Below are 16111 nucleotides of genomic sequence, written 5' to 3'. Positions count from 1 at the left end.
GGGTGATGATCGAAATCATAGACCGAGTTGTTAGCGCTAACAACTCGTTGAGCTTAGCTCTCGGTGGATCTGTGAGTCAAATCACATTTTTGTCAGCGGGGAGCAGCCCGCGCCGTTGAATTCCCTGATGCGGTCCGGCGGCGGCTCAGACCTCCACGAGGAACTGCGTATGGGCGTACCGGATGCCGTTGATCTGCAGTTCCAGGGCGTGGCTGCCAGGGTGGTGCACGCGGGTGGTCATCTGGCGGAAGGCGTGCCGTTTGGACATCGTCCGGGTTTCGCCGGGGTCCAGGGTCAGGGCTGTCAGTTTGAAGACCTTTTCTGCCTGGGAGCCGTTCGCCTTCATGTAGTGGACGATGTAGTCCACTGCGAGCCTGGCCGGAGCGGCCCCCGTGTTGGAGATCTCGAATTCGAAGGCGAGGTCCGCAGGCAGCGCCACGGTGTCCCGGTCCAGCCTGGGCGGGGACACCGAGAGCGACGCCGGAGCGAACCCCTGGAGGGCGAGGGCGCCAGGGTGGGCCTTCTTGATCAGCGTGCGCAGTCCGTGGCGGACCACCCACGGCGTATTGGCATCCGGTGCTGCTGTCCATGCTGCGGCCGCGGCCACGACTTCCTCAGGAGAGTGGCGCGCCAGGTCATTGAGGTGGTTCGCCACCGAACGGCGAACGTATTCGTGCGGATCCCGGTAGAGGGCGTCGAGGATGGGAATCGTGGCCTCAGGGCGCTGGATCAGGCCCGGGACCCGGACGGCCCAGGGGAGGTACGGGCGGGTCCCCTCGCTGGCGAGCCGGCGCACATGCGCGTCAGGGTGGGCGGTCCAGGTCAGCACGACGGCGAGGGCACGGTCCAGGTCGGCGGCCAGCAGCCGCCGGATGGCGAATTCCCCGGTCAGCCGCGGAGTCAGCTCGGCGAGAAGCTGAAGGCAGTCTTCAAAATCGGCGGATCCGGATGAATCGAGGGCGAGCGTTACTGCTGTTTCCGTCACCGGCCAGATGGTCCAGCCGGTGAAGTCGGGGTCCGTGAGGGCGCGGCGGAAGAGGTGCGCCGCCGTCGGATAGTCCCCGGGATTTCCGTCGGCCGCCAAATCCGCGAGCAGCCCCCGGCTCACGTGGTCGGTCCGTTCCCGGAGGCTGAGGTCCGCGAGCGAGGCCCCGGCAGCTTCGACGCTGGGCCAGGACGTGCCGGGGGCGGCATCCGCGAGTACGCGCAGCAGCCTGCCGACCGCGGCCTGGTCAATAAGTTCGTTCATGGCACCCATGCAGTCAGGCTACCGTTGCAGCCGTCCAGGCCGGGTGCGCCGAGGAGGAAGCGGAACCCGATTCCCGGTTCCGCGAGCCAAAATCGCCGAACCGGGATAATCTCAGCGGACACAAATCTATAAGACTGCATAGGTGGAAGCGGCACATGGCTGAAGATCGATCCCGGAAATCGCCTCACTGGTGGCGGGTTTTCCATGACAAATTCGTCGTCGAAGAACGGTACATGAGCGCTGCGTCCCGTAAGAACCTCTACCGCGTCGCCGTGATCCTGATGATCCTGGGTACCGGACTCTTCCTGTTGACCTTGACGGACGTCCTGGGGCGGGACGGCCTGACCGGTTTGGATGAACCCGCGCGGTCCTGGCTGGTCACCCAGCGGTCGGAGCCGATCACGGCCTTGATGATTTTCCTCGCGATTGTCTTCGGGCCCATTGCCCTGCCGATCATCGTGCTGGTGGTCACCGTGGTGTGGGGCATCGCCGCCAAGCATGCCTGGCGGCCGCTGCTGCTGGCAGGCGCCATGCTCACCGGAGTGGCGCTCGCACAAATCATCGGCCGGTCGGTCGGCCGCCAGCGTCCGCCCCTGGACCTCATGCTTTTCGGCCCCGACGTCACGTTCTCCTTCCCCTCGGGGCATGTACTCGGTGCCTGCGATTTCCTGCTGGTTACCACGTTCCTGATCTTCTCTCGCCGCCAAAGCACATGGCCGGCAGTGGCTGGCTTCGCCGCCGCCGTCTTCGGGATTTTCCTGGCCTCAATCAGCAGGCTCTACCTCGGCTACCACTGGGTCAGTGATGCACTGGCCTCCCTGTTCATTTCCTTCGTGGTCCTGGGCGCCGTCATTGCCCTGGACACGTGGCGAACGGCCCGCATCCCGGGAGAACAAATCACCGGCGAACTGTCCAAGGCCGATACGGCCGAAAGCTAGCCACGGGTGGCCGCCGACGAAGGGGACGTCCGCCGCATCTGCCTGTCGCTGCCCGGCGTCACGGAGCGGCCCAGCTGGAACCAGCCTGCGTGGTTCGCTCGGACCCTGATGGCCAGGATCTGGGAGGACGGCGTCCTCACGGTCAAGACCCGTGAGCGGGAAGCGCTGGCCGGAACTAACCCGGACACGTATTTCTGGACCCCGCACCATGAGCGGTCACCGCAGCTGGTGCTGGTCCGGCTGGACCGGATCGACGTGCAGGAGCTGGCTGAGCTTCTCGAGGAGTCCTACCTGATTGCCGGCGGCCGGCCCTGATCCTCCCTGCCCCGGGGGTCAGCCCCGCTGCCCTGATCCTCCCTGCCCTGAGCCGCGGCTCAGCCCCGCGGCCCAGCCCCGCCGGCCAGCCCTGTTGACCGGTCGCGCAGGCGTGAGCGGGCCCTTTTCAGTTCGACCCTGAGCCTGGTGTTGGCCGCCTCGAGTTCCAGCACCTTGGCCACGCCGGCCAGGTTGAGCCCGTCGTCCAGCAGTTCGCCGATGCGTTTCAGCACGGCGAGGTCCGCGTCGCTGTATTGCCGGGTCCCGCCGGAGGTGCGGTCCGGGGTGAGTAGGCCTTTCCGCTCGTAAAGCCTGATGTTCTGCTGGCCCGTTCCCACCAGGTGGGCCACCACGGAGATCGCGTACAGGCCTGTCTCCGCACTGCGCTCGGCCATGATCCTCCATAGAATTTTCGTGCCGGATGCCCTTGCCACAGTTTCTCACCGGTGCTATAAAAAATCTATACCAGCCACCATAGATATTGGCGGGTAGCTAGAAGGAAATGGAACAACCACAAGGTGAAGGAGTGGGAAATGATGTTGATGCGTACGGACCCGTTCCGTGAACTGGACAGGCTTACCCAGCAGGTGTTTGGAACCGCGGCGCGGCCCGCGGCCATGCCGATGGATGCCTGGCAGGAGGACGGGGAGTTCGTCGTCGCGTTCGATCTGCCGGGAGTCGACGTGGACTCTGTGGACCTCAATGTTGAGCGGAACGTTTTGACTGTGCGGGCTGAACGGCGCGATCAAACCCAGCCCAACGTGGAATTGGTCGTTTCGGAGCGGCCCCGCGGTGTCTTCAGCCGCCAACTGATCCTCGGTGACACCCTCGACACGGAGAACGTCAAGGCCAGCTACGACGCCGGCGTGCTGACCCTCCGCATTCCTGTTGCCGAACAGGCGAAGCCGCGCAAGATCGAAATCGAAACCAAGCACGACAAGATGCACGAGATCAGCACCTAGCCGCTGAACGGGCGTCCGGGGCGGCAGCCGGTCGGTGCCGGCCGCTGCCCCGGCACGCAGCCGCAGCCCCGCGACGAGGCAGGCAGTGTGAACGCGATGACCAACCAGTTGCCTGACTACTACGGCGTACTGAACGTGGCCAGGACGGCCACGCGCCAGGAGATTGCGCGTGCCTACCGGGCCCTGATGCGGCTCCATCATCCCGATCTCGAAGACGGGTCCGGCAAACCGGACTGGTCCGGTGAAGATGCCGGCGCCGCCGTGGCCGGCCGGCGCAGCGGATCCAACAGCGGGCTGCTGGGCATCATGGAAGCCTTCGCAGTGCTGAGTGATGCGAAAACGCGCGCTGAATACGACCGTGCGCTGTCCGTTCCGCATATCACCCGCGACCTTAACCCCGGCGATCTTAGCCGCAGCGGGCCCCGCGAGGTGCCGGTCCGCCGGGTACACACTCCGCAGCCCCCGCTGCTGCGGGTCACACCAGTGCTTTGGGAGCGCGGCCCCTGGCCGGGCACCGGATAAGTAGAAGAGGAGCAGTCCATGAGCGCCTGGCGCCGTTTTGATTCGCATCTGATTCCGGCGTTCCACGAACGCTTCGAGCAACGCTGGGGTGTGGGCACAGCCCCGTTCCTGGATCCCGAGGCCCACGAGGAACCGCTCCCGCGGGCCCAGTGGATCCATCCCGAGACAGGGGCGGCTCTGGCGGTGGTCCCCATCTGGACACCGGATGACAGCCAGCACCGGTCCTTCGGGGTGTTCTACCTCCCGCCGGGCGGCGACATCTGGGTGCTGCGTCCCGGGTTCACCGGTTACCTCGAACCGGCAGCCGATGACACGGAACACCTCATTACCCTTCGCAACGATGCTTTCAAAAAAGCGCTGGCGCATGCCAAGGAATTCCTCTTCGGCTCCGACGCGGCGGTGCACTAAAATCAGTCCACCACCCGAAACTACATAAGGGATCAAGCAGATGAACTACTCCGCCAAAGACCTGGCTGCCACGATCCCGCCGTCCTTCACGCTGGGCGTCGCAACGGCCGCCTTCCAAATCGAGGGTGCCTTGGACGAGGACGGCCGCGGACCATCCGGGTGGGATGTGTTTGCGCGGAAACCCGGGGCGATCGTGGACGACCACAGCCCCGTCACGGCCTGTGACCATTACCACCGGATGCCCGAAGACGTCGCGCTGATGAAGGACCTGGGCATCGACTCCTACCGGTTCTCGCTGTCCTGGTCCCGCATCCAGCCCGGCGGCAGCGGCCCGGTCAATCCCAAGGGCCTGGACTTCTACGACCGGCTGCTGGACCAGTTGCTGGCCAGCGGTATTTCCCCGATGGTCACGCTCTACCACTGGGACACACCGCTGCCGCTCGACGAAGCCGGCGGCTGGATGAACCGCGATACGGCCTACCGGCTCGGCGAGTTCGCCTCCATTGCGGCAGCAGCCTTCGGCGACCGGGTAGCCCGGTGGTGTACCGTCAACGAACCTGCCACGGTAACAACCAACGGCTATGCCCTGGGCCTCCACGCGCCCGGCGAAGCGCAGTTGCTCAAGGCGCTGCCCACCGTGCACCACCAGCTCCTCGGCCACGGCCTGGCCATGCAGGCACTGCGTGCCGCCAACGTCCCCGGCGAGGTCGGGATCACCAACGTCTACTCACCCATGATTCCGGCCTCGATCAACCCGCTGGACAAGCTGAGCTCAGCGCTCATGGATGTTTTCCAGAACAGGCTGTTCGCGGATCCCGTCTTGCTCGGGAAGTACCCGGACGTCGTTCGGGCCGCCACGTTCTTCAGTTCGTTCAGCCCCTCCGACGAGGACCTGCAACTGATCTCGCAGCCGTTGGATTTCTACGGGCTCAACTACTACATGCCTACGATGGTCGCCGCCGGGCCCGGCGACGGCGCCGTTCCTCCCGGGATGGCGGAGGCCATGGGGGATGACCTCAGCGGCAGCGCTCCCGGCGCGCCCTTCCACATCACCGAGTTTCCCGACGCCGAGACCACGGCATACGGGTGGCCCATCAGGCCCGACTACATGCCGGTGGCGCTTGCCGAAATGGCCGAACGCTATCCGGACCTGCCGCCGGTCTTCATCACCGAAGGCGGGGCGAGCTTTGAGGACCTGGTGGTGCGGGACAAGGCCGGGGACCGGATTATCATTCCGGACGAGCGCCGCCTGCGCTATCTCGCCGAGCACATTTCCAGCGCGGTGGAGGCCACAAGCCCCGGAGGCCCCGCGGAATCCGTTGACTTGCGCGGCTATTACGTCTGGTCCCTGCTGGACAACTTCGAGTGGTCCGCGGGCTACAAGCAGCCGTTCGGCCTCCTGCATGTCGACTTTGAGACGCTTACCAGGACGCCCAAAGCCTCCTACTACTGGCTCCAGGAGCTGCAGGAAGCCCGCAAGAACGGAGCCGCCGCCGCAGTCGATTCGAGTGCGGCCGGTGAGCCGGAGCCGGTGGCATGACGCCTCACGCGTGGCCGGCCACTGACCGGCCACGCGTTCGCCGGCTACACGATTTTGAGGTCGGCGAGGCCCTTGGTGATGCCTGCGCCGTCGGGGGAGTAGATCCACGGGACCTTTGAGCCCGTGTGGTCACCGTTCTCCGAGTGGCCGCCGGCCAGGACAGACTCGCCCACCGACAGCTGGCGGATGGCGATGGCGGCCACACGGTCGCCGTGATCCCGGGCAAACCTGGAGTAGATCTGCTCGTCGTGCTGGCCGTTGTCGCCGATCAGCAGCCAGCGCATATCGGGGAATTCCTTGGCGAGCCGGTCCAGGTTGCCGTTCTTGTGCTCCTGGCCGCTGCGGAACCAGCGGTCCTGGGTCAGCCCCCAGTCCGTCAGCAGGAGGGGACCGGCGGGGTACATGTTGCGGGTCAGGAACCGTGCCAGCGTGGGTGCGGCATTCCAGGGTCCGGTGGACAGGTAGATCACCGGCGCATCGGGGTGTTCCACCACCAGGCGGTCCATGAGCACCGGCATTCCGGGCGTGGCCATGCGTGCCCTCTCACTGAGCACGAAGGTGTTCCACAGGGCAAGGAACGGCCTGGGCAGTGCAGTGACCATCACGGTGTCGTCGATGTCTGAGACGATGCCGAACTTGGTGTCGGGACCTATCACGATGATGTTCGCCTGCACGGCCTCGGTTCCGACGGCCCGCAGCGTCGCGGTGTGCCAGCCCGGGGAGAGTGCTACCTCCACCACGGTGTCCACGAGGCCGCCGCGGTCCGCCTTGACGCGGGTGGTCACGCCCTCGATTTCGATGTCCACCTCGGTGAACTGCAGCGGGACGCTGGTGAATGCACGCCAGCCGCGGATGTTCTGGTTTCCGTTCTTCGCGGCGTGCTCGGCGCGGCTTCCCGGCTTGGGCTTGGTGGTCAGCACCACCCGGCCGAGGACACGCACCCACGAGGTCGACCCGTACCCTTGGTAGGCGACGGTCTGCGGAACAAAATTCCAGCGCCTGGCCAGCGTGATGCGGACGGTGTTGACCGTGTCCGAGACCTTGTGGGCCGCCCGGAGCGCGTGGGTTCCGGGCAACGATGATTCCTGCGGCGCCAATTCCATGCTTCCACTCTGCCACAACGGCGCCCGTCGGCACCGGCGTGCTGGTACTAAGGCGCCGCACCGTAACAAGCCGCACCGTACAAGCTGTACCGGGCGTCAGCCTTCCCCGAGGAGCCACCGCAAGGTGTCGGCGTTCCGCACGGCGTTGCCGCCGCCGTCGTTATTGAAATAGGCAAACACGTCCCTGCCCTGGCCTTTCCACTCCCGGATCCGTTCAGCCCACCATCGGAGGTCCTCCTCCGAATACGAACCCCCGTAGAGGTACTCGTGGTCCGGCCCGTGCAGGCGGACGTACACGAACGGCGCCGTGGCCCGCAGGATGCAGGGCAGGTTGGCGCCGCTCATGATGCAATAGGCGGCTCCGTGGCGCTCCAGCAGCGCATACACCTCGGGGTGGTCCCAGCTGGTGTGGCGGAATTCCACTGCCACGCGCACCCACCACGGCAGGGCCGCCAGGAAGTAGTCAAGACGGGCGTCGTCGCGGCCCAGGCCCGGCGGAAGCTGGACCAGCAGTACCGCCCGCTTGTCGCCCAGCTCATGCCAGCACCTGGTGATGCGCTCCACCCACGCGTCGGGCCCATAGAGCTTCTTCGCATGGGTGAGCCCGCGCGGGGCCTTGACGGACATCATGAAGCCCTCCGGAAGGCGCCGGCGCCAGCTGGCGAAGGATGATTCCCGGGGCCAGCGGTAGAAGCTTGCGTTCAGCTCCACCGTGCCGAACCGCGCCACGTAGTGGGCCAGCCGGTCGCGCGCCGGAAGTCCCGGCGGGTAGAGCACGTTCTCCCAATGGTCGTAGCTCCAGCCGGACGTCCCGATATGGATCCCCATGGTGTCCTTGGACCTCAGTCAGTCCGCGCCGGGCCCGGACCGCGCCGGGAGCGTTCCCTGCCAGGAGCAGACCCGCCGGGAGTTTCCGAAGTTCCGTTGCAGCATGCCTTGGATAGTAGTCGGCCCGGAGCGGTTGTGGCACTGTAAGGACCATGGCACGCATAGAGGACTACGCCGTGGTGGGCGATCTGCACACGGCTGCCCTGATCAGCACCGGGGGCTCCATCGACTGGCTGTGCCTGCCGAGGTTTGATTCGCCGGCCTGCTTCAACGCCCTGCTGGACACGCCGAGGGCCGGGCGGTGGCTGTTGGCGCCTGCCGACGGCGGGGAATGCACCCGCCGCCACTACCGAAAGGGGACCCTCATCCTGGAAACGGAGTGGGAAACTCCCGGTGGCAAGGTCAAGGTCATCGACTTCATGCCGCCGCGCGACAGTGTGGCGGACATTGTGCGGATCGTCGTCGGCGTCCGCGGTTCGGTGCGGATGCGCGGCGAACTCACGCTGCGGTTCGACTACGGCCACATCGTGCCGTGGGTCCGGCACGACAACCACGGCATCCACGCCATCGCCGGCCCGGATGCAGCCTACCTGGTCACCGAAGCCCCGCTGCGGGGCGAACGCATGCACACTGTCAGCGACTTCACGGTCCACGCAGGCGAGCGGATTCCTTTCGTACTGACCTGGACCCCGAGCCACCTGCCCCGGCCCCGGTCCATCGACCCGGAGGCATACCTGGACTCAACGGAGTCCTTCTGGCGCGAATGGTCCGCCAAGTGCAAGATCACCGGACCGTACCGGGAGGCCATCCAGCGCTCGCTGATCACCCTGAAAGCCCTGACCTACGCCCCGACCGGAGGCATTGTGGCGGCGGTGACCACGTCCCTGCCCGAACAGCTGGGCGGCCCGCGCAACTGGGATTACCGCTACTGCTGGCTGCGGGACGCCACGCTGACGCTGCAGGCGCTGCTGGCCGCCGGCTACACCGACGAAGCCGCCTCCTGGCGGGACTGGCTGCTGCGGGCAGTGGCCGGGGACCCGGCGGACCTGCAGATCATGTACGGCATCCACGGCGAGCGGCGGCTGCCGGAGATGGAGCTGCCGTGGCTCGAGGGATATGAAAAATCAGCACCCGTCCGGATCGGCAACGGAGCCGCGCGCCAGCTCCAGCTGGACGTCTGGGGCGAGGTGCTGGACTGCCTGGCCCTGACCCGGCACTCGCTGCTGAAGCACAGCGACGAAGCCTGGGACGTCCAGGTTGCCCTCATGGAACACCTCGAAGGTGCCTGGCAGCAGCCGGACAACGGCTTGTGGGAAATGCGTGGCCCGCGGCGCCATTTCACGCACTCCAAGGTGATGGCCTGGGTCGCCGCGGACCGGATGGTCAAGGGCGTGCGGGACTTCGGCCTGGTGGGGCCCGCGGACCGCTGGGAAGCCCTGCGCGACAGGATCCATGCCGACGTCATGGCGAACGGCTTCGACGCGGAGCGCAACACCTTTGTCCAGTCCTATGGGCGCCCGGAGCTGGACGCGAGCCTGCTGCTGATTCCGCGCGTCGGCTTCCTGCCGCCGGATGACCCCAGGGTGCTGGGCACCGTCGAGGCGGTGCAGCGCGAACTCACCCACGACGGCTTCGTGCTGCGGTACCGCCCGGAAGAAGCGGACGACGGGCTGCCCGGTGACGAAGGCGTCTTCCTGGCCTGTTCCTTCTGGCTGGTGGAAGCACTCATCGGCGTGGGCCGGCGCCGCGAAGCCAAGGAGCTTTTTGAACGGCTCCTGGCACTGCGCAACGATGTGGGCCTCCTGAGCGAGGAGTGGGGCGTGGAGTCGGGCCGACAGCTGGGGAACACGCCGCAGGCATTCAGTCACTTCGCGCTGGTTATGAGCGCCATGGAGCTCTACGAGGACAGTGTCCAGCGCAGCGACGCCCCCGTGCACGGGCACTGACCTCCGCCCCCGGCCGGTCACATTTGGTTCAGCTGGGGGCAGCTGCCGGCTGCATGGTTCCATGGTCACGGAACCTATTGGAACAGGCACGAAGGAGTGTGGACCGGTGAAATTTGCGCGTCTCGGAGATCCGGGCAGGGAACAGCCGGCCGTTCAGCCGGAGGGCCCTGAATCCAACGGAAAGTGGTATTCGCTCGCCGGCGTTGCCGCTGACATCGACGGTGCGTTCCTGGAAGCCGGAGGCGTCGCCCGGGTCCGCGATGCCCTTGCGGCCGGGAGCCTGGCTGAAATCCCCGACGCCGGTACGCTGCGCTTCGGCGCACCGCTGGCCCGGCCGGGGGCCGTCGTGGGGATCGGCCTGAACTACGCCGGTCATGCCGCGGAGTCCGCGGCGGCCGTCCCGGAGGTTCCGGTGGTGTTCCTGAAGCCCAGCAACACCGTGGCCGGTCCGTTCGACGACGCCCCCATCCCGCCGCTGTCCCGCAAGTACGACTGGGAAGTGGAGTTGGCTGTTGTGATCGGGCGCCGGGCCTCCTACCTGGCCTCGACGGACGAAGCCGCGGAATGTGTGGCGGGTTACGTGGTCGCCAACGACCTGTCGGAGCGGGAATACCAGCTGCCCGGCGCCGCAGGACAGTGGGTGAAGGGAAAGTCGCTCCCCGGCTCCACTCCGCTGGGCCCGTGGTTTGTACCGGCCGGCGCCCTGGATGCATCGGCGCTGCGGCTGCAGACCTGGGTGAATGGCGAAGTGCGCCAGGACTCGTCCACGGCGGACCTGATCTTCGACGTCCCGGCCGTGGTGCACCACCTGAGCCAGTTCATGGTGCTGGAGGCCGGCGATGTCATCCTGACCGGCACCCCCGAGGGAGTGGCCCTCTCCGGGCGCTTCCCCTACCTGCAAGACGGCGACGTCCTGGAACTCGAAGTCGAGGGACTGGGCCGCCAGCGCCAGGTTCTTCGCCGGACCCCGGCCGTCTGACGGCCAAGCCGGAACCCCTCGCCAAGGGCGCCGGCTTGTGGCACGCTGGGCCGTATCCAACAGATTCCGGGCCCGAGGAGAGTGCCATGTTCAAGCCAAAGGACGCCTTTTCCAGCTTCAGCGTTGATGATCTGGAAAAGGCCAGGACGTTTTACGGCGAGACACTGGGACTGGACGTCTCCGACGGCGGGATGGGAACCCTCCAGGTGCAGCTCCCGTCGGGTTCCCGGGTCATGATCTACCCGAAGGACAACCACGAGGCCGCGACCTTCACGGTGCTGAACCTTGTCGCCGAGGATGTGGAACAGGCCGTGGACGAGTTGAACGGCCTGGGCGTCCAAACCAAAATCTACGATGACCCTGCCATGCCCACTGATGCCAAGGGGATCATGAAGGAGGGCGGGATGGCGATTGCGTGGTTCAAGGACCCGGCCGGCAACGTGCTCTCGGTGGTCAGCGCCTGACCAGGCCGTGCCTGAACAGGACAGCAGGTCTTCCGTTACCCGCGGAGGTAAGTATACTTACTAATACCTCAGGTTGGGGTTGAAGCGGAGGAACTGCAATGGCTGGACATTTCGAACTGGTTGATGCGCCCGACGGCGGATACCGCGTCAAGCTCATTGACGGAAACGGAACGCTGATGGCGATCTCAGTGACCTTCCCCACCAAGCGTGCCGCAGCGGCCGGCGTGGCCAAGGCCCGCGAAATCGCAGGCACCGGGCTGATCCGGGACCTCAGCGAGAGCCAGGACTCCGAACCGTTGAAGCAACCGCCTGTGCGGCAGCACGTCAAGGCGCCGAAGAACATCGGCGTGCTGGGGTCCGGCAGGCCAACGGGGGCCACGGGTATCAAACGTGCCCGCACGCACTACTGAAACAGGGCAGGCCATGTCACCCAACACGTATGTCGCCTAACGGCTATGACGCCTAGCGGGCCGGGCGGCCGGAAGCACGGCGTTCTGTTCGACGTCGACGGGACCCTGGTTGATTCCTGCTACCTGCATACGTTCGCCTGGTGGCAGGCGTTCCGGGAGGCGGGGCTAGACGTCCCGATGTCGGCCATCCACCGCTCCGTAGGCATGGGTGGTGCGGAACTGCTGGACCACCTCCTGCCGGCAGGCCGCGACAAATCGGGCGACGCCTCCATCAAGTCCTCCCACGGCGCGATTTTCGCCACCTTCTGGCCCGCGCTCCGTCCGCTGGACGGGGCGCGGGACCTCCTGGCCCAGTGCTATGAGAGCGGATTCGCCGTGGCGCTGGCGTCCTCCGCGCGGAAGCAGGACCTTGACGCCCTGCGGTCAACATTGCGGGCCGATTCCTATCTGCACGCCGCGACCTGTGCCAACGATGCCAAGGCCGGGAAACCCGCTCCGGACATCCTCCAGGCAGCCCTGGATGCGGTGGGCCTGCAGGCAGGTGACGTGGTCTACGTGGGAGATGCCGTCTGGGACGTCTACGCCGCCGGCCGGCTTGGCATTCCCACCATCGGGCTCACGTGCGGCGGAACCTCTGCCGCCGAACTGCTGGAGGCCGGCGCCGTGGAAACATACGAGAATCCACGGGATCTCCTGGCGAACCTGCGCGACAGCGCTATTGGCAGGCTCGCCAGGAGCTCCTAACGATCAGGGAAGCCCCTTAGCGACGGGAGGCCTTAGGCATCTGCGATGGCGCCCTTGTTCCAGGAGACCGCGACGCTGACCGAACCGTCGTCGTCCCGTTCAACTTCGGTGATGACATCGGCGGGCCCTGCCCCCATTTCCATCAGCTTGGCGCGGTACGACGTGACCAGTTCTTCAAGGCTGGATTCCGTCCACTCGCCGGGACGCATGCGCGTTGAAATCTCCACCGGCTCTGGTTGATACAGCGTCATTTCGTTGCCTTTCCTCGATGCTCGGATTCTTCAACGCTAGGGTCCGCGGCGTCAGCATGCAAGGGAATTGCTCAGTGTGCTTAGCTTGTCGCCGCCCTCGCCGTGCTGGCGGCGCCGGTCCCACGGAGCGAGTCCTAACAGCTTGAGTTGAGGGCTTCCTCCAGGACGTCGACGAGGTCCTCCGCCAATCCGTTGCCTTTTAGGCTGAAGGGCTGCGGCGGGGCAGCCAGGGAGACCGATGCCTGCCGGGTTCCGTCGGCGCTGGACATCGAAATAGTGCCGTAGCCGGCTGAATCACCGGCGCGGCCGTAGTAAAAGTTGTTGGTGCAGGTGTCGTTCCAGCGCTGGATCCCCATCCCGTACCGGGCGTAAGGCGGGGTCTGCATGTCCGTGACCATGGACCGCGGGATCAGGCGGCCCTCGAGCAGCGCGGCGTAGAAGGTGTTCAGGTCGGCGACTGTGGACACCAGGCCCACGGCAGGGTCGCCTGCGCGGACTGCGGGGTAGCTGACATCGAGGCGCTCGCCGGAACTGGTGACGTAGCCGTGGACCAGTGCGGGAGGTGCGGGGCCGCGTTCGGTCATCCGCGTGGCGGTGAGGCCGAGCGGTTCCGTCACGTCGGATCGCAGGACGTCGCTAATCGGCAACCCTCGAAGCCGTTCCACGATCATGCCCAGCACGACGTAGTCCGAACCCGAGTACTCGTAACCCTGCGCCAGCCGCGGCTCCCACTTGCGGGTCGCGGCCAGGGTGAGGAGCTCCCGGTGGCTGCGGCCGGCGGCCAGCACCTCGCCCAGGCTACCCTGCTGAAGCAGCGGGACGAGGTAGTCCGGCATCCCGGACTCGTGCTGCAGGAGCCGCCGAACCGTGACCGGCCCCGGCGGGTGCATGATGCTCTCGAAGTCCGGCAAATGCCGGCTGACAGGGTCCTCAAGGCCCAGCCTGCCTTCAACCGCGAGTTTGAGCACGGACACTGCAATGAAGGACTCGGTGACCCGTCCGACGGGCACGGGATCGTCAACCTCCAGCGGTTCCCTGCCTTCGAGGCTTCTCACCCCGGAAGCGCGTGACCATTCTTCACCCCGCACTTTGGCCTGCATCAGGACGGCGGGGGCGCCGTCGTCGAGCATTTCGTTGCCAAACTCTTCCAGCGCTGCCGCCAGCCGTGCCAGCGACGAGGGCTGCTCCGGCGGTTCCGGAGCCGCAGTGCAGCCGCCCAGTGCGGCGACCAGCACGGCGACGGTCGCCGCGGCCGCGGTCCGGAACGGCAGTGCGCGAATCCGTGCCACGGAACTCATGTTCCTCAGGGCTTTCAGACGCGTCAATAGCCGTCGGCCGCGGCCGCGAAGCCGGTCAGGTCAGGCGGATCTGGCGGTTCATGTCCTTGTACAGCAGGTAGCGGAACTCGCCCGGGCCGCCGGCGTAGCAGGCCTGCGGGCAGAAGGCGCGCAGCCACATGAAGTCGCCGGCCTCCACCTCAACCCAGTCGTTGTTGAGCAGATACATGGCCTTGCCTTCGAGGACATACAGGCCGTGCTCCATGACGTGGGTCTCCGGGAACGGGATGACCCCGCCCGGCTGGAACGTCACGATGTTCACCTGCATGTCGTGGGCCAGGTCGCTGGAATCCGTGAAGCGGGTGGTCTTCCAGGCGCCGTTGGTATCCGGCATGGCGGTGGGTTCCACTTCGGCGTCACTGGTGACGAAGGACTTTGCCTCGTAGCCCTCAAGGCGCTCGTAGGCCTTGCGGATCCACTGGAAGGAGACAATGTCATCCGAGACGTTCTCCAGGCCCCAGGCGGATCCGGCGGCCAGGTAGGCGTAGCCGCCTTCCTCAAGCTGGTGGAGTTCGCCGTCGAGGGTCAGGTTGACCTTGCCCTTGGTGACGAAAACGACGCCTTCGACGCCGGGCTCAAACTCGGCCTTGGGAGCGCCGCCGCCGGGGCCGATCTCCACGATGAGCTGCGAGAACGTGGTGGCAAACCCGGCAATCGGGCGGGCCAGGATCCAGGAGCGCGTGTTGGAGAACCCCGGCAGGGTGCTGGTCACGATGTCGGTCATGACGCCCTTGGGGATGACCGTGTAGGCCTCCGTGACGATGGCCCGTTCCGTGGTGAGGTGGGTCTGCGGCGGCAGGCCGCCCTGGGGGTAGTAATACTTTCCCATCATTGGATCCTTACTTCGAAGTGGAGTGGGCCAGCCGCGGGTGCGCAAGGCCGGTCAACTGGGGGATTCCGACGCCGGCAAGCGCCTGGACGTCTTCGGCGCCGACGGCTCCGCACTGGACGCCGCGCAGCACGAACGCGGCCAGCGCGCGGGCGGTGGCGGGTTCGTCCATGACCCCGCCCTCGGTCCGGTCCACGTAGTTGCGCAGCCGTGCCGCCGCGGCGGGCAGGCCCTGGCGGTAGAAAGCATAGGTGGCCGCGAAGCGGCTGGGCAGCTGGGCCGGGTGCAGGTCCCAGCCCTGGTAGTAGCCGCGCTCCAGGGAGCGCCGCACCAGCCGGCCGTGCAGCTGCCACGCGTTTTCGACGTTGTCGCCCACGGGGATGATGTTGGTGGAGCCGTCCGACAAGCGGATGCCCGTCCCGGCCACCGCCAGCTGCATGACTTCCTTGGCGAAGTCCGCCACCGGATGTTCCATGGACTGGTATTCCGCGGAGATCTGCAACGAGGCGGAGTAGTCGTACGTGCCGTAGTGCAGGCCGCTGATCCGTCCCGGGACCGCGTGCGGCAGCTGCGCCACCGGCGATGTTCCTTCCGGGCCGAGGATGAGCTGCGGCGTTTCCACCTGCACCTCGAACCGCAGCCGGCCGGCGGGCAGCGAGTGCGCTTCCTCCAGCCGGGACACGGCGAAGTCCATGGCCTTCACCTGCGCCACGGTGGTGACTTTGGGAAGGGTGAGGATCAGGCCCTGCGGCAGCTCGCCCGCTGCGGCCAGTCCGGAGACGAACAGGTCCAGGGTGCGCAGGCCGCGGGCACGGGTGGCCGCCTCGAAGCACTTGAACCGGATGCCGATGAACGGGGGCGCTGAGCCGGCCGCGACTGCCGCGGCCACGGCGGAAGCCGCCGCAACAGCGGCCGCGTCCTCGGCGTCGTCGCCCCTCTCCCCGAAACCGTCTTCGAAGTCCAGGCGCAGGTCCTCAACCGGTTCGCTTTCCAGTTTCGCCTGGACTCGCGCGGCCACGGCTTCGGCAAGTTCGGCGTCCTGGCCGAGCAGGTGGCCCAGACGGGCCAGGCCGCCGTGGGCTTCCGCCGCGGCCAGTGCCGTAGCCCCCCACTCAGCGGAGAACGACGGCGTGAAACGGTCCGCCGGTACATACACGGTATGTACCGGCTGGCGGGTGCCGTCGTCGCCCGGGTAGTTGCGCTCCAGCAGCCGGTCGGTGTCGGCCAGCTGTGCGTCGATCTGCGCGAGATCGTGCGCGCTGAGGGAGCCGGAGGGTACCGCCATG

General features: G+C 66.6%; 19 protein-coding genes. 11 read left to right on the top strand and 8 right to left on the bottom strand.

Annotation, left to right across the window (positions count from 1 at the left end; all coding sequences use genetic code 11):
• Positions 1–145: 145 nt before the first annotated feature.
• The gene (locus BS38_RS0112850; protein ID WP_028271176.1) at positions 146–1258 is read right to left on the bottom strand and encodes a DNA alkylation repair protein; all 1113 of its coding nucleotides are present in this window, start codon (positions 1256–1258) and stop codon (positions 146–148) included.
• Between the two features lie 146 nt (positions 1259–1404).
• Between BS38_RS0112850 and BS38_RS0112845 the strand changes: the two genes are divergently transcribed.
• Together BS38_RS0112845 and BS38_RS0112840 are read left to right on the top strand one after the other, a co-directional pair.
• Positions 1405–2187, top strand: coding sequence for a phosphatase PAP2 family protein (locus tag BS38_RS0112845; protein ID WP_028271175.1), 783 nt, complete (start codon positions 1405–1407; stop codon positions 2185–2187).
• A gap of 6 nt (positions 2188–2193) precedes the next feature.
• Entirely contained in the window at positions 2194–2502 is a 309-nt protein-coding gene (locus BS38_RS0112840; RefSeq protein ID WP_043438585.1) for an MmcQ/YjbR family DNA-binding protein, read from the top strand.
• A gap of 59 nt (positions 2503–2561) precedes the next feature.
• Here the strand turns inward: BS38_RS0112840 and BS38_RS25090 are convergent, their stop codons facing one another.
• A complete protein-coding gene (locus tag BS38_RS25090) occupies positions 2562–2897 on the bottom strand; it encodes a MerR family transcriptional regulator (RefSeq protein ID WP_051628885.1) in 336 nt (111 codons plus the stop codon).
• A gap of 141 nt (positions 2898–3038) precedes the next feature.
• On the opposite strand from BS38_RS25090, the gene BS38_RS0112830 reads away from it, so the two are divergent.
• The 4 genes from BS38_RS0112830 (at position 3039) to BS38_RS0112815 (ending at position 5934) form a co-directional block, all read left to right on the top strand.
• On the top strand, positions 3039–3464 hold the full coding sequence (locus BS38_RS0112830; RefSeq protein ID WP_028271173.1) for an Hsp20/alpha crystallin family protein: 426 nt from the start codon (positions 3039–3041) through the stop codon (positions 3462–3464).
• A gap of 96 nt (positions 3465–3560) precedes the next feature.
• Positions 3561–3986 carry a J domain-containing protein gene (locus BS38_RS25085; protein ID WP_043438582.1) on the top strand — a complete coding sequence of 142 codons (426 nt, stop codon included), beginning with the start codon at positions 3561–3563 and terminating at the stop codon, positions 3984–3986.
• Positions 3987–4004: 18 nt separating this feature from the next.
• Complete coding sequence (locus BS38_RS0112820) at positions 4005–4394, top strand: hypothetical protein (RefSeq protein WP_028271172.1); 390 nt, start codon at positions 4005–4007, stop codon at positions 4392–4394.
• Between the two features lie 40 nt (positions 4395–4434).
• Positions 4435–5934 carry a GH1 family beta-glucosidase gene (locus BS38_RS0112815; RefSeq protein ID WP_028271171.1) on the top strand — a complete coding sequence of 500 codons (1500 nt, stop codon included), beginning with the start codon at positions 4435–4437 and terminating at the stop codon, positions 5932–5934.
• Between the two features lie 44 nt (positions 5935–5978).
• Here the strand turns inward: BS38_RS0112815 and BS38_RS0112810 are convergent, their stop codons facing one another.
• Together BS38_RS0112810 and BS38_RS0112805 are read right to left on the bottom strand one after the other, a co-directional pair.
• Positions 5979–7037 carry an App1 family protein gene (locus tag BS38_RS0112810; protein WP_043438579.1) on the bottom strand — a complete coding sequence of 353 codons (1059 nt, stop codon included), beginning with the start codon at positions 7035–7037 and terminating at the stop codon, positions 5979–5981.
• Between the two features lie 96 nt (positions 7038–7133).
• A complete protein-coding gene (locus tag BS38_RS0112805) occupies positions 7134–7865 on the bottom strand; it encodes a DUF72 domain-containing protein (RefSeq protein WP_028271169.1) in 732 nt (243 codons plus the stop codon).
• A gap of 152 nt (positions 7866–8017) precedes the next feature.
• Between BS38_RS0112805 and BS38_RS0112800 the strand changes: the two genes are divergently transcribed.
• The 5 genes from BS38_RS0112800 (at position 8018) to BS38_RS0112780 (ending at position 12408) form a co-directional block, all read left to right on the top strand.
• The gene (locus BS38_RS0112800) at positions 8018–9811 is read left to right on the top strand and encodes a glycoside hydrolase family 15 protein (RefSeq protein ID WP_028271168.1); all 1794 of its coding nucleotides are present in this window, start codon (positions 8018–8020) and stop codon (positions 9809–9811) included.
• A 106-nt stretch (positions 9812–9917) separates the two neighbouring features.
• Positions 9918–10790 carry a fumarylacetoacetate hydrolase family protein gene (locus BS38_RS0112795; RefSeq protein ID WP_028271167.1) on the top strand — a complete coding sequence of 291 codons (873 nt, stop codon included), beginning with the start codon at positions 9918–9920 and terminating at the stop codon, positions 10788–10790.
• Between the two features lie 86 nt (positions 10791–10876).
• On the top strand, positions 10877–11254 hold the full coding sequence (locus tag BS38_RS0112790; RefSeq protein ID WP_028271166.1) for a VOC family protein: 378 nt from the start codon (positions 10877–10879) through the stop codon (positions 11252–11254).
• 98 nt (positions 11255–11352) lie between these two features.
• A complete protein-coding gene (locus BS38_RS0112785) occupies positions 11353–11664 on the top strand; it encodes a DUF1508 domain-containing protein (protein ID WP_028271165.1) in 312 nt (103 codons plus the stop codon).
• Positions 11665–11709: 45 nt separating this feature from the next.
• Positions 11710–12408 carry an HAD family hydrolase gene (locus BS38_RS0112780; protein WP_028271164.1) on the top strand — a complete coding sequence of 233 codons (699 nt, stop codon included), beginning with the start codon at positions 11710–11712 and terminating at the stop codon, positions 12406–12408.
• A 32-nt stretch (positions 12409–12440) separates the two neighbouring features.
• Here the strand turns inward: BS38_RS0112780 and BS38_RS0112775 are convergent, their stop codons facing one another.
• From BS38_RS0112775 to BS38_RS0112760, 4 genes are all read right to left on the bottom strand, one after another.
• Entirely contained in the window at positions 12441–12659 is a 219-nt protein-coding gene (locus BS38_RS0112775) for a hypothetical protein (protein ID WP_028271163.1), read from the bottom strand.
• A gap of 134 nt (positions 12660–12793) precedes the next feature.
• Positions 12794–13957 (bottom strand): serine hydrolase domain-containing protein, encoded by a 1164-nt coding sequence (locus BS38_RS0112770; RefSeq protein ID WP_043438577.1) that lies wholly within the window; start codon positions 13955–13957, stop codon positions 12794–12796.
• Between the two features lie 55 nt (positions 13958–14012).
• Positions 14013–14825 (bottom strand): bifunctional allantoicase/(S)-ureidoglycine aminohydrolase, encoded by an 813-nt coding sequence (locus BS38_RS0112765; protein ID WP_028271161.1) that lies wholly within the window; start codon positions 14823–14825, stop codon positions 14013–14015.
• Between the two features lie 10 nt (positions 14826–14835).
• Positions 14836–16110 (bottom strand): DUF6986 family protein, encoded by a 1275-nt coding sequence (locus BS38_RS0112760; protein WP_028271160.1) that lies wholly within the window; start codon positions 16108–16110, stop codon positions 14836–14838.
• Position 16111 lies beyond the last annotated feature (1 nt).

Origin of the sequence: Arthrobacter sp. UNC362MFTsu5.1, assembly GCF_000685965.1 — a bacterium.
In the GTDB taxonomy this organism is placed as follows: domain Bacteria; phylum Actinomycetota; class Actinomycetes; order Actinomycetales; family Micrococcaceae; genus Arthrobacter.
Note: the sequence above shows the minus strand (reverse complement) of the source record. Positions and strands in the feature narration are given on the sequence as shown.

Bases quoted from the DNA above. Each gene is read 5' to 3' on its own strand.
- BS38_RS0112815 (WP_028271171.1), top strand. From the start codon at position 4,435: ATGAACTACTCCGCCAAAGACCTGGCTGCCACGATCCCGCCGTCCTTC.
- BS38_RS0112820 (WP_028271172.1), top strand. From the start codon at position 4,005: ATGAGCGCCTGGCGCCGTTTTGATTCGCATCTGATTCCGGCGTTCCAC.
- BS38_RS0112780 (WP_028271164.1), top strand. From the start codon at position 11,710: ATGACGCCTAGCGGGCCGGGCGGCCGGAAGCACGGCGTTCTGTTCGAC.
- BS38_RS0112770 (WP_043438577.1), bottom strand. From the start codon at position 13,957: ATGAGTTCCGTGGCACGGATTCGCGCACTGCCGTTCCGGACCGCGGCC.
- BS38_RS0112810 (WP_043438579.1), bottom strand. From the start codon at position 7,037: ATGGAATTGGCGCCGCAGGAATCATCGTTGCCCGGAACCCACGCGCTC.
- BS38_RS0112790 (WP_028271166.1), top strand. From the start codon at position 10,877: ATGTTCAAGCCAAAGGACGCCTTTTCCAGCTTCAGCGTTGATGATCTG.
- BS38_RS0112805 (WP_028271169.1), bottom strand. From the start codon at position 7,865: ATGGGGATCCATATCGGGACGTCCGGCTGGAGCTACGACCATTGGGAG.
- BS38_RS0112760 (WP_028271160.1), bottom strand. From the start codon at position 16,110: ATGGCGGTACCCTCCGGCTCCCTCAGCGCGCACGATCTCGCGCAGATC.
- BS38_RS0112785 (WP_028271165.1), top strand. From the start codon at position 11,353: ATGGCTGGACATTTCGAACTGGTTGATGCGCCCGACGGCGGATACCGC.
- BS38_RS25085 (WP_043438582.1), top strand. From the start codon at position 3,561: ATGACCAACCAGTTGCCTGACTACTACGGCGTACTGAACGTGGCCAGG.
- BS38_RS0112830 (WP_028271173.1), top strand. From the start codon at position 3,039: ATGTTGATGCGTACGGACCCGTTCCGTGAACTGGACAGGCTTACCCAG.
- BS38_RS25090 (WP_051628885.1), bottom strand. From the start codon at position 2,897: ATGGCCGAGCGCAGTGCGGAGACAGGCCTGTACGCGATCTCCGTGGTG.
- BS38_RS0112850 (WP_028271176.1), bottom strand. From the start codon at position 1,258: ATGGGTGCCATGAACGAACTTATTGACCAGGCCGCGGTCGGCAGGCTG.
- BS38_RS0112845 (WP_028271175.1), top strand. From the start codon at position 1,405: ATGGCTGAAGATCGATCCCGGAAATCGCCTCACTGGTGGCGGGTTTTC.
- BS38_RS0112775 (WP_028271163.1), bottom strand. From the start codon at position 12,659: ATGACGCTGTATCAACCAGAGCCGGTGGAGATTTCAACGCGCATGCGT.
- BS38_RS0112800 (WP_028271168.1), top strand. From the start codon at position 8,018: ATGGCACGCATAGAGGACTACGCCGTGGTGGGCGATCTGCACACGGCT.
- BS38_RS0112765 (WP_028271161.1), bottom strand. From the start codon at position 14,825: ATGGGAAAGTATTACTACCCCCAGGGCGGCCTGCCGCCGCAGACCCAC.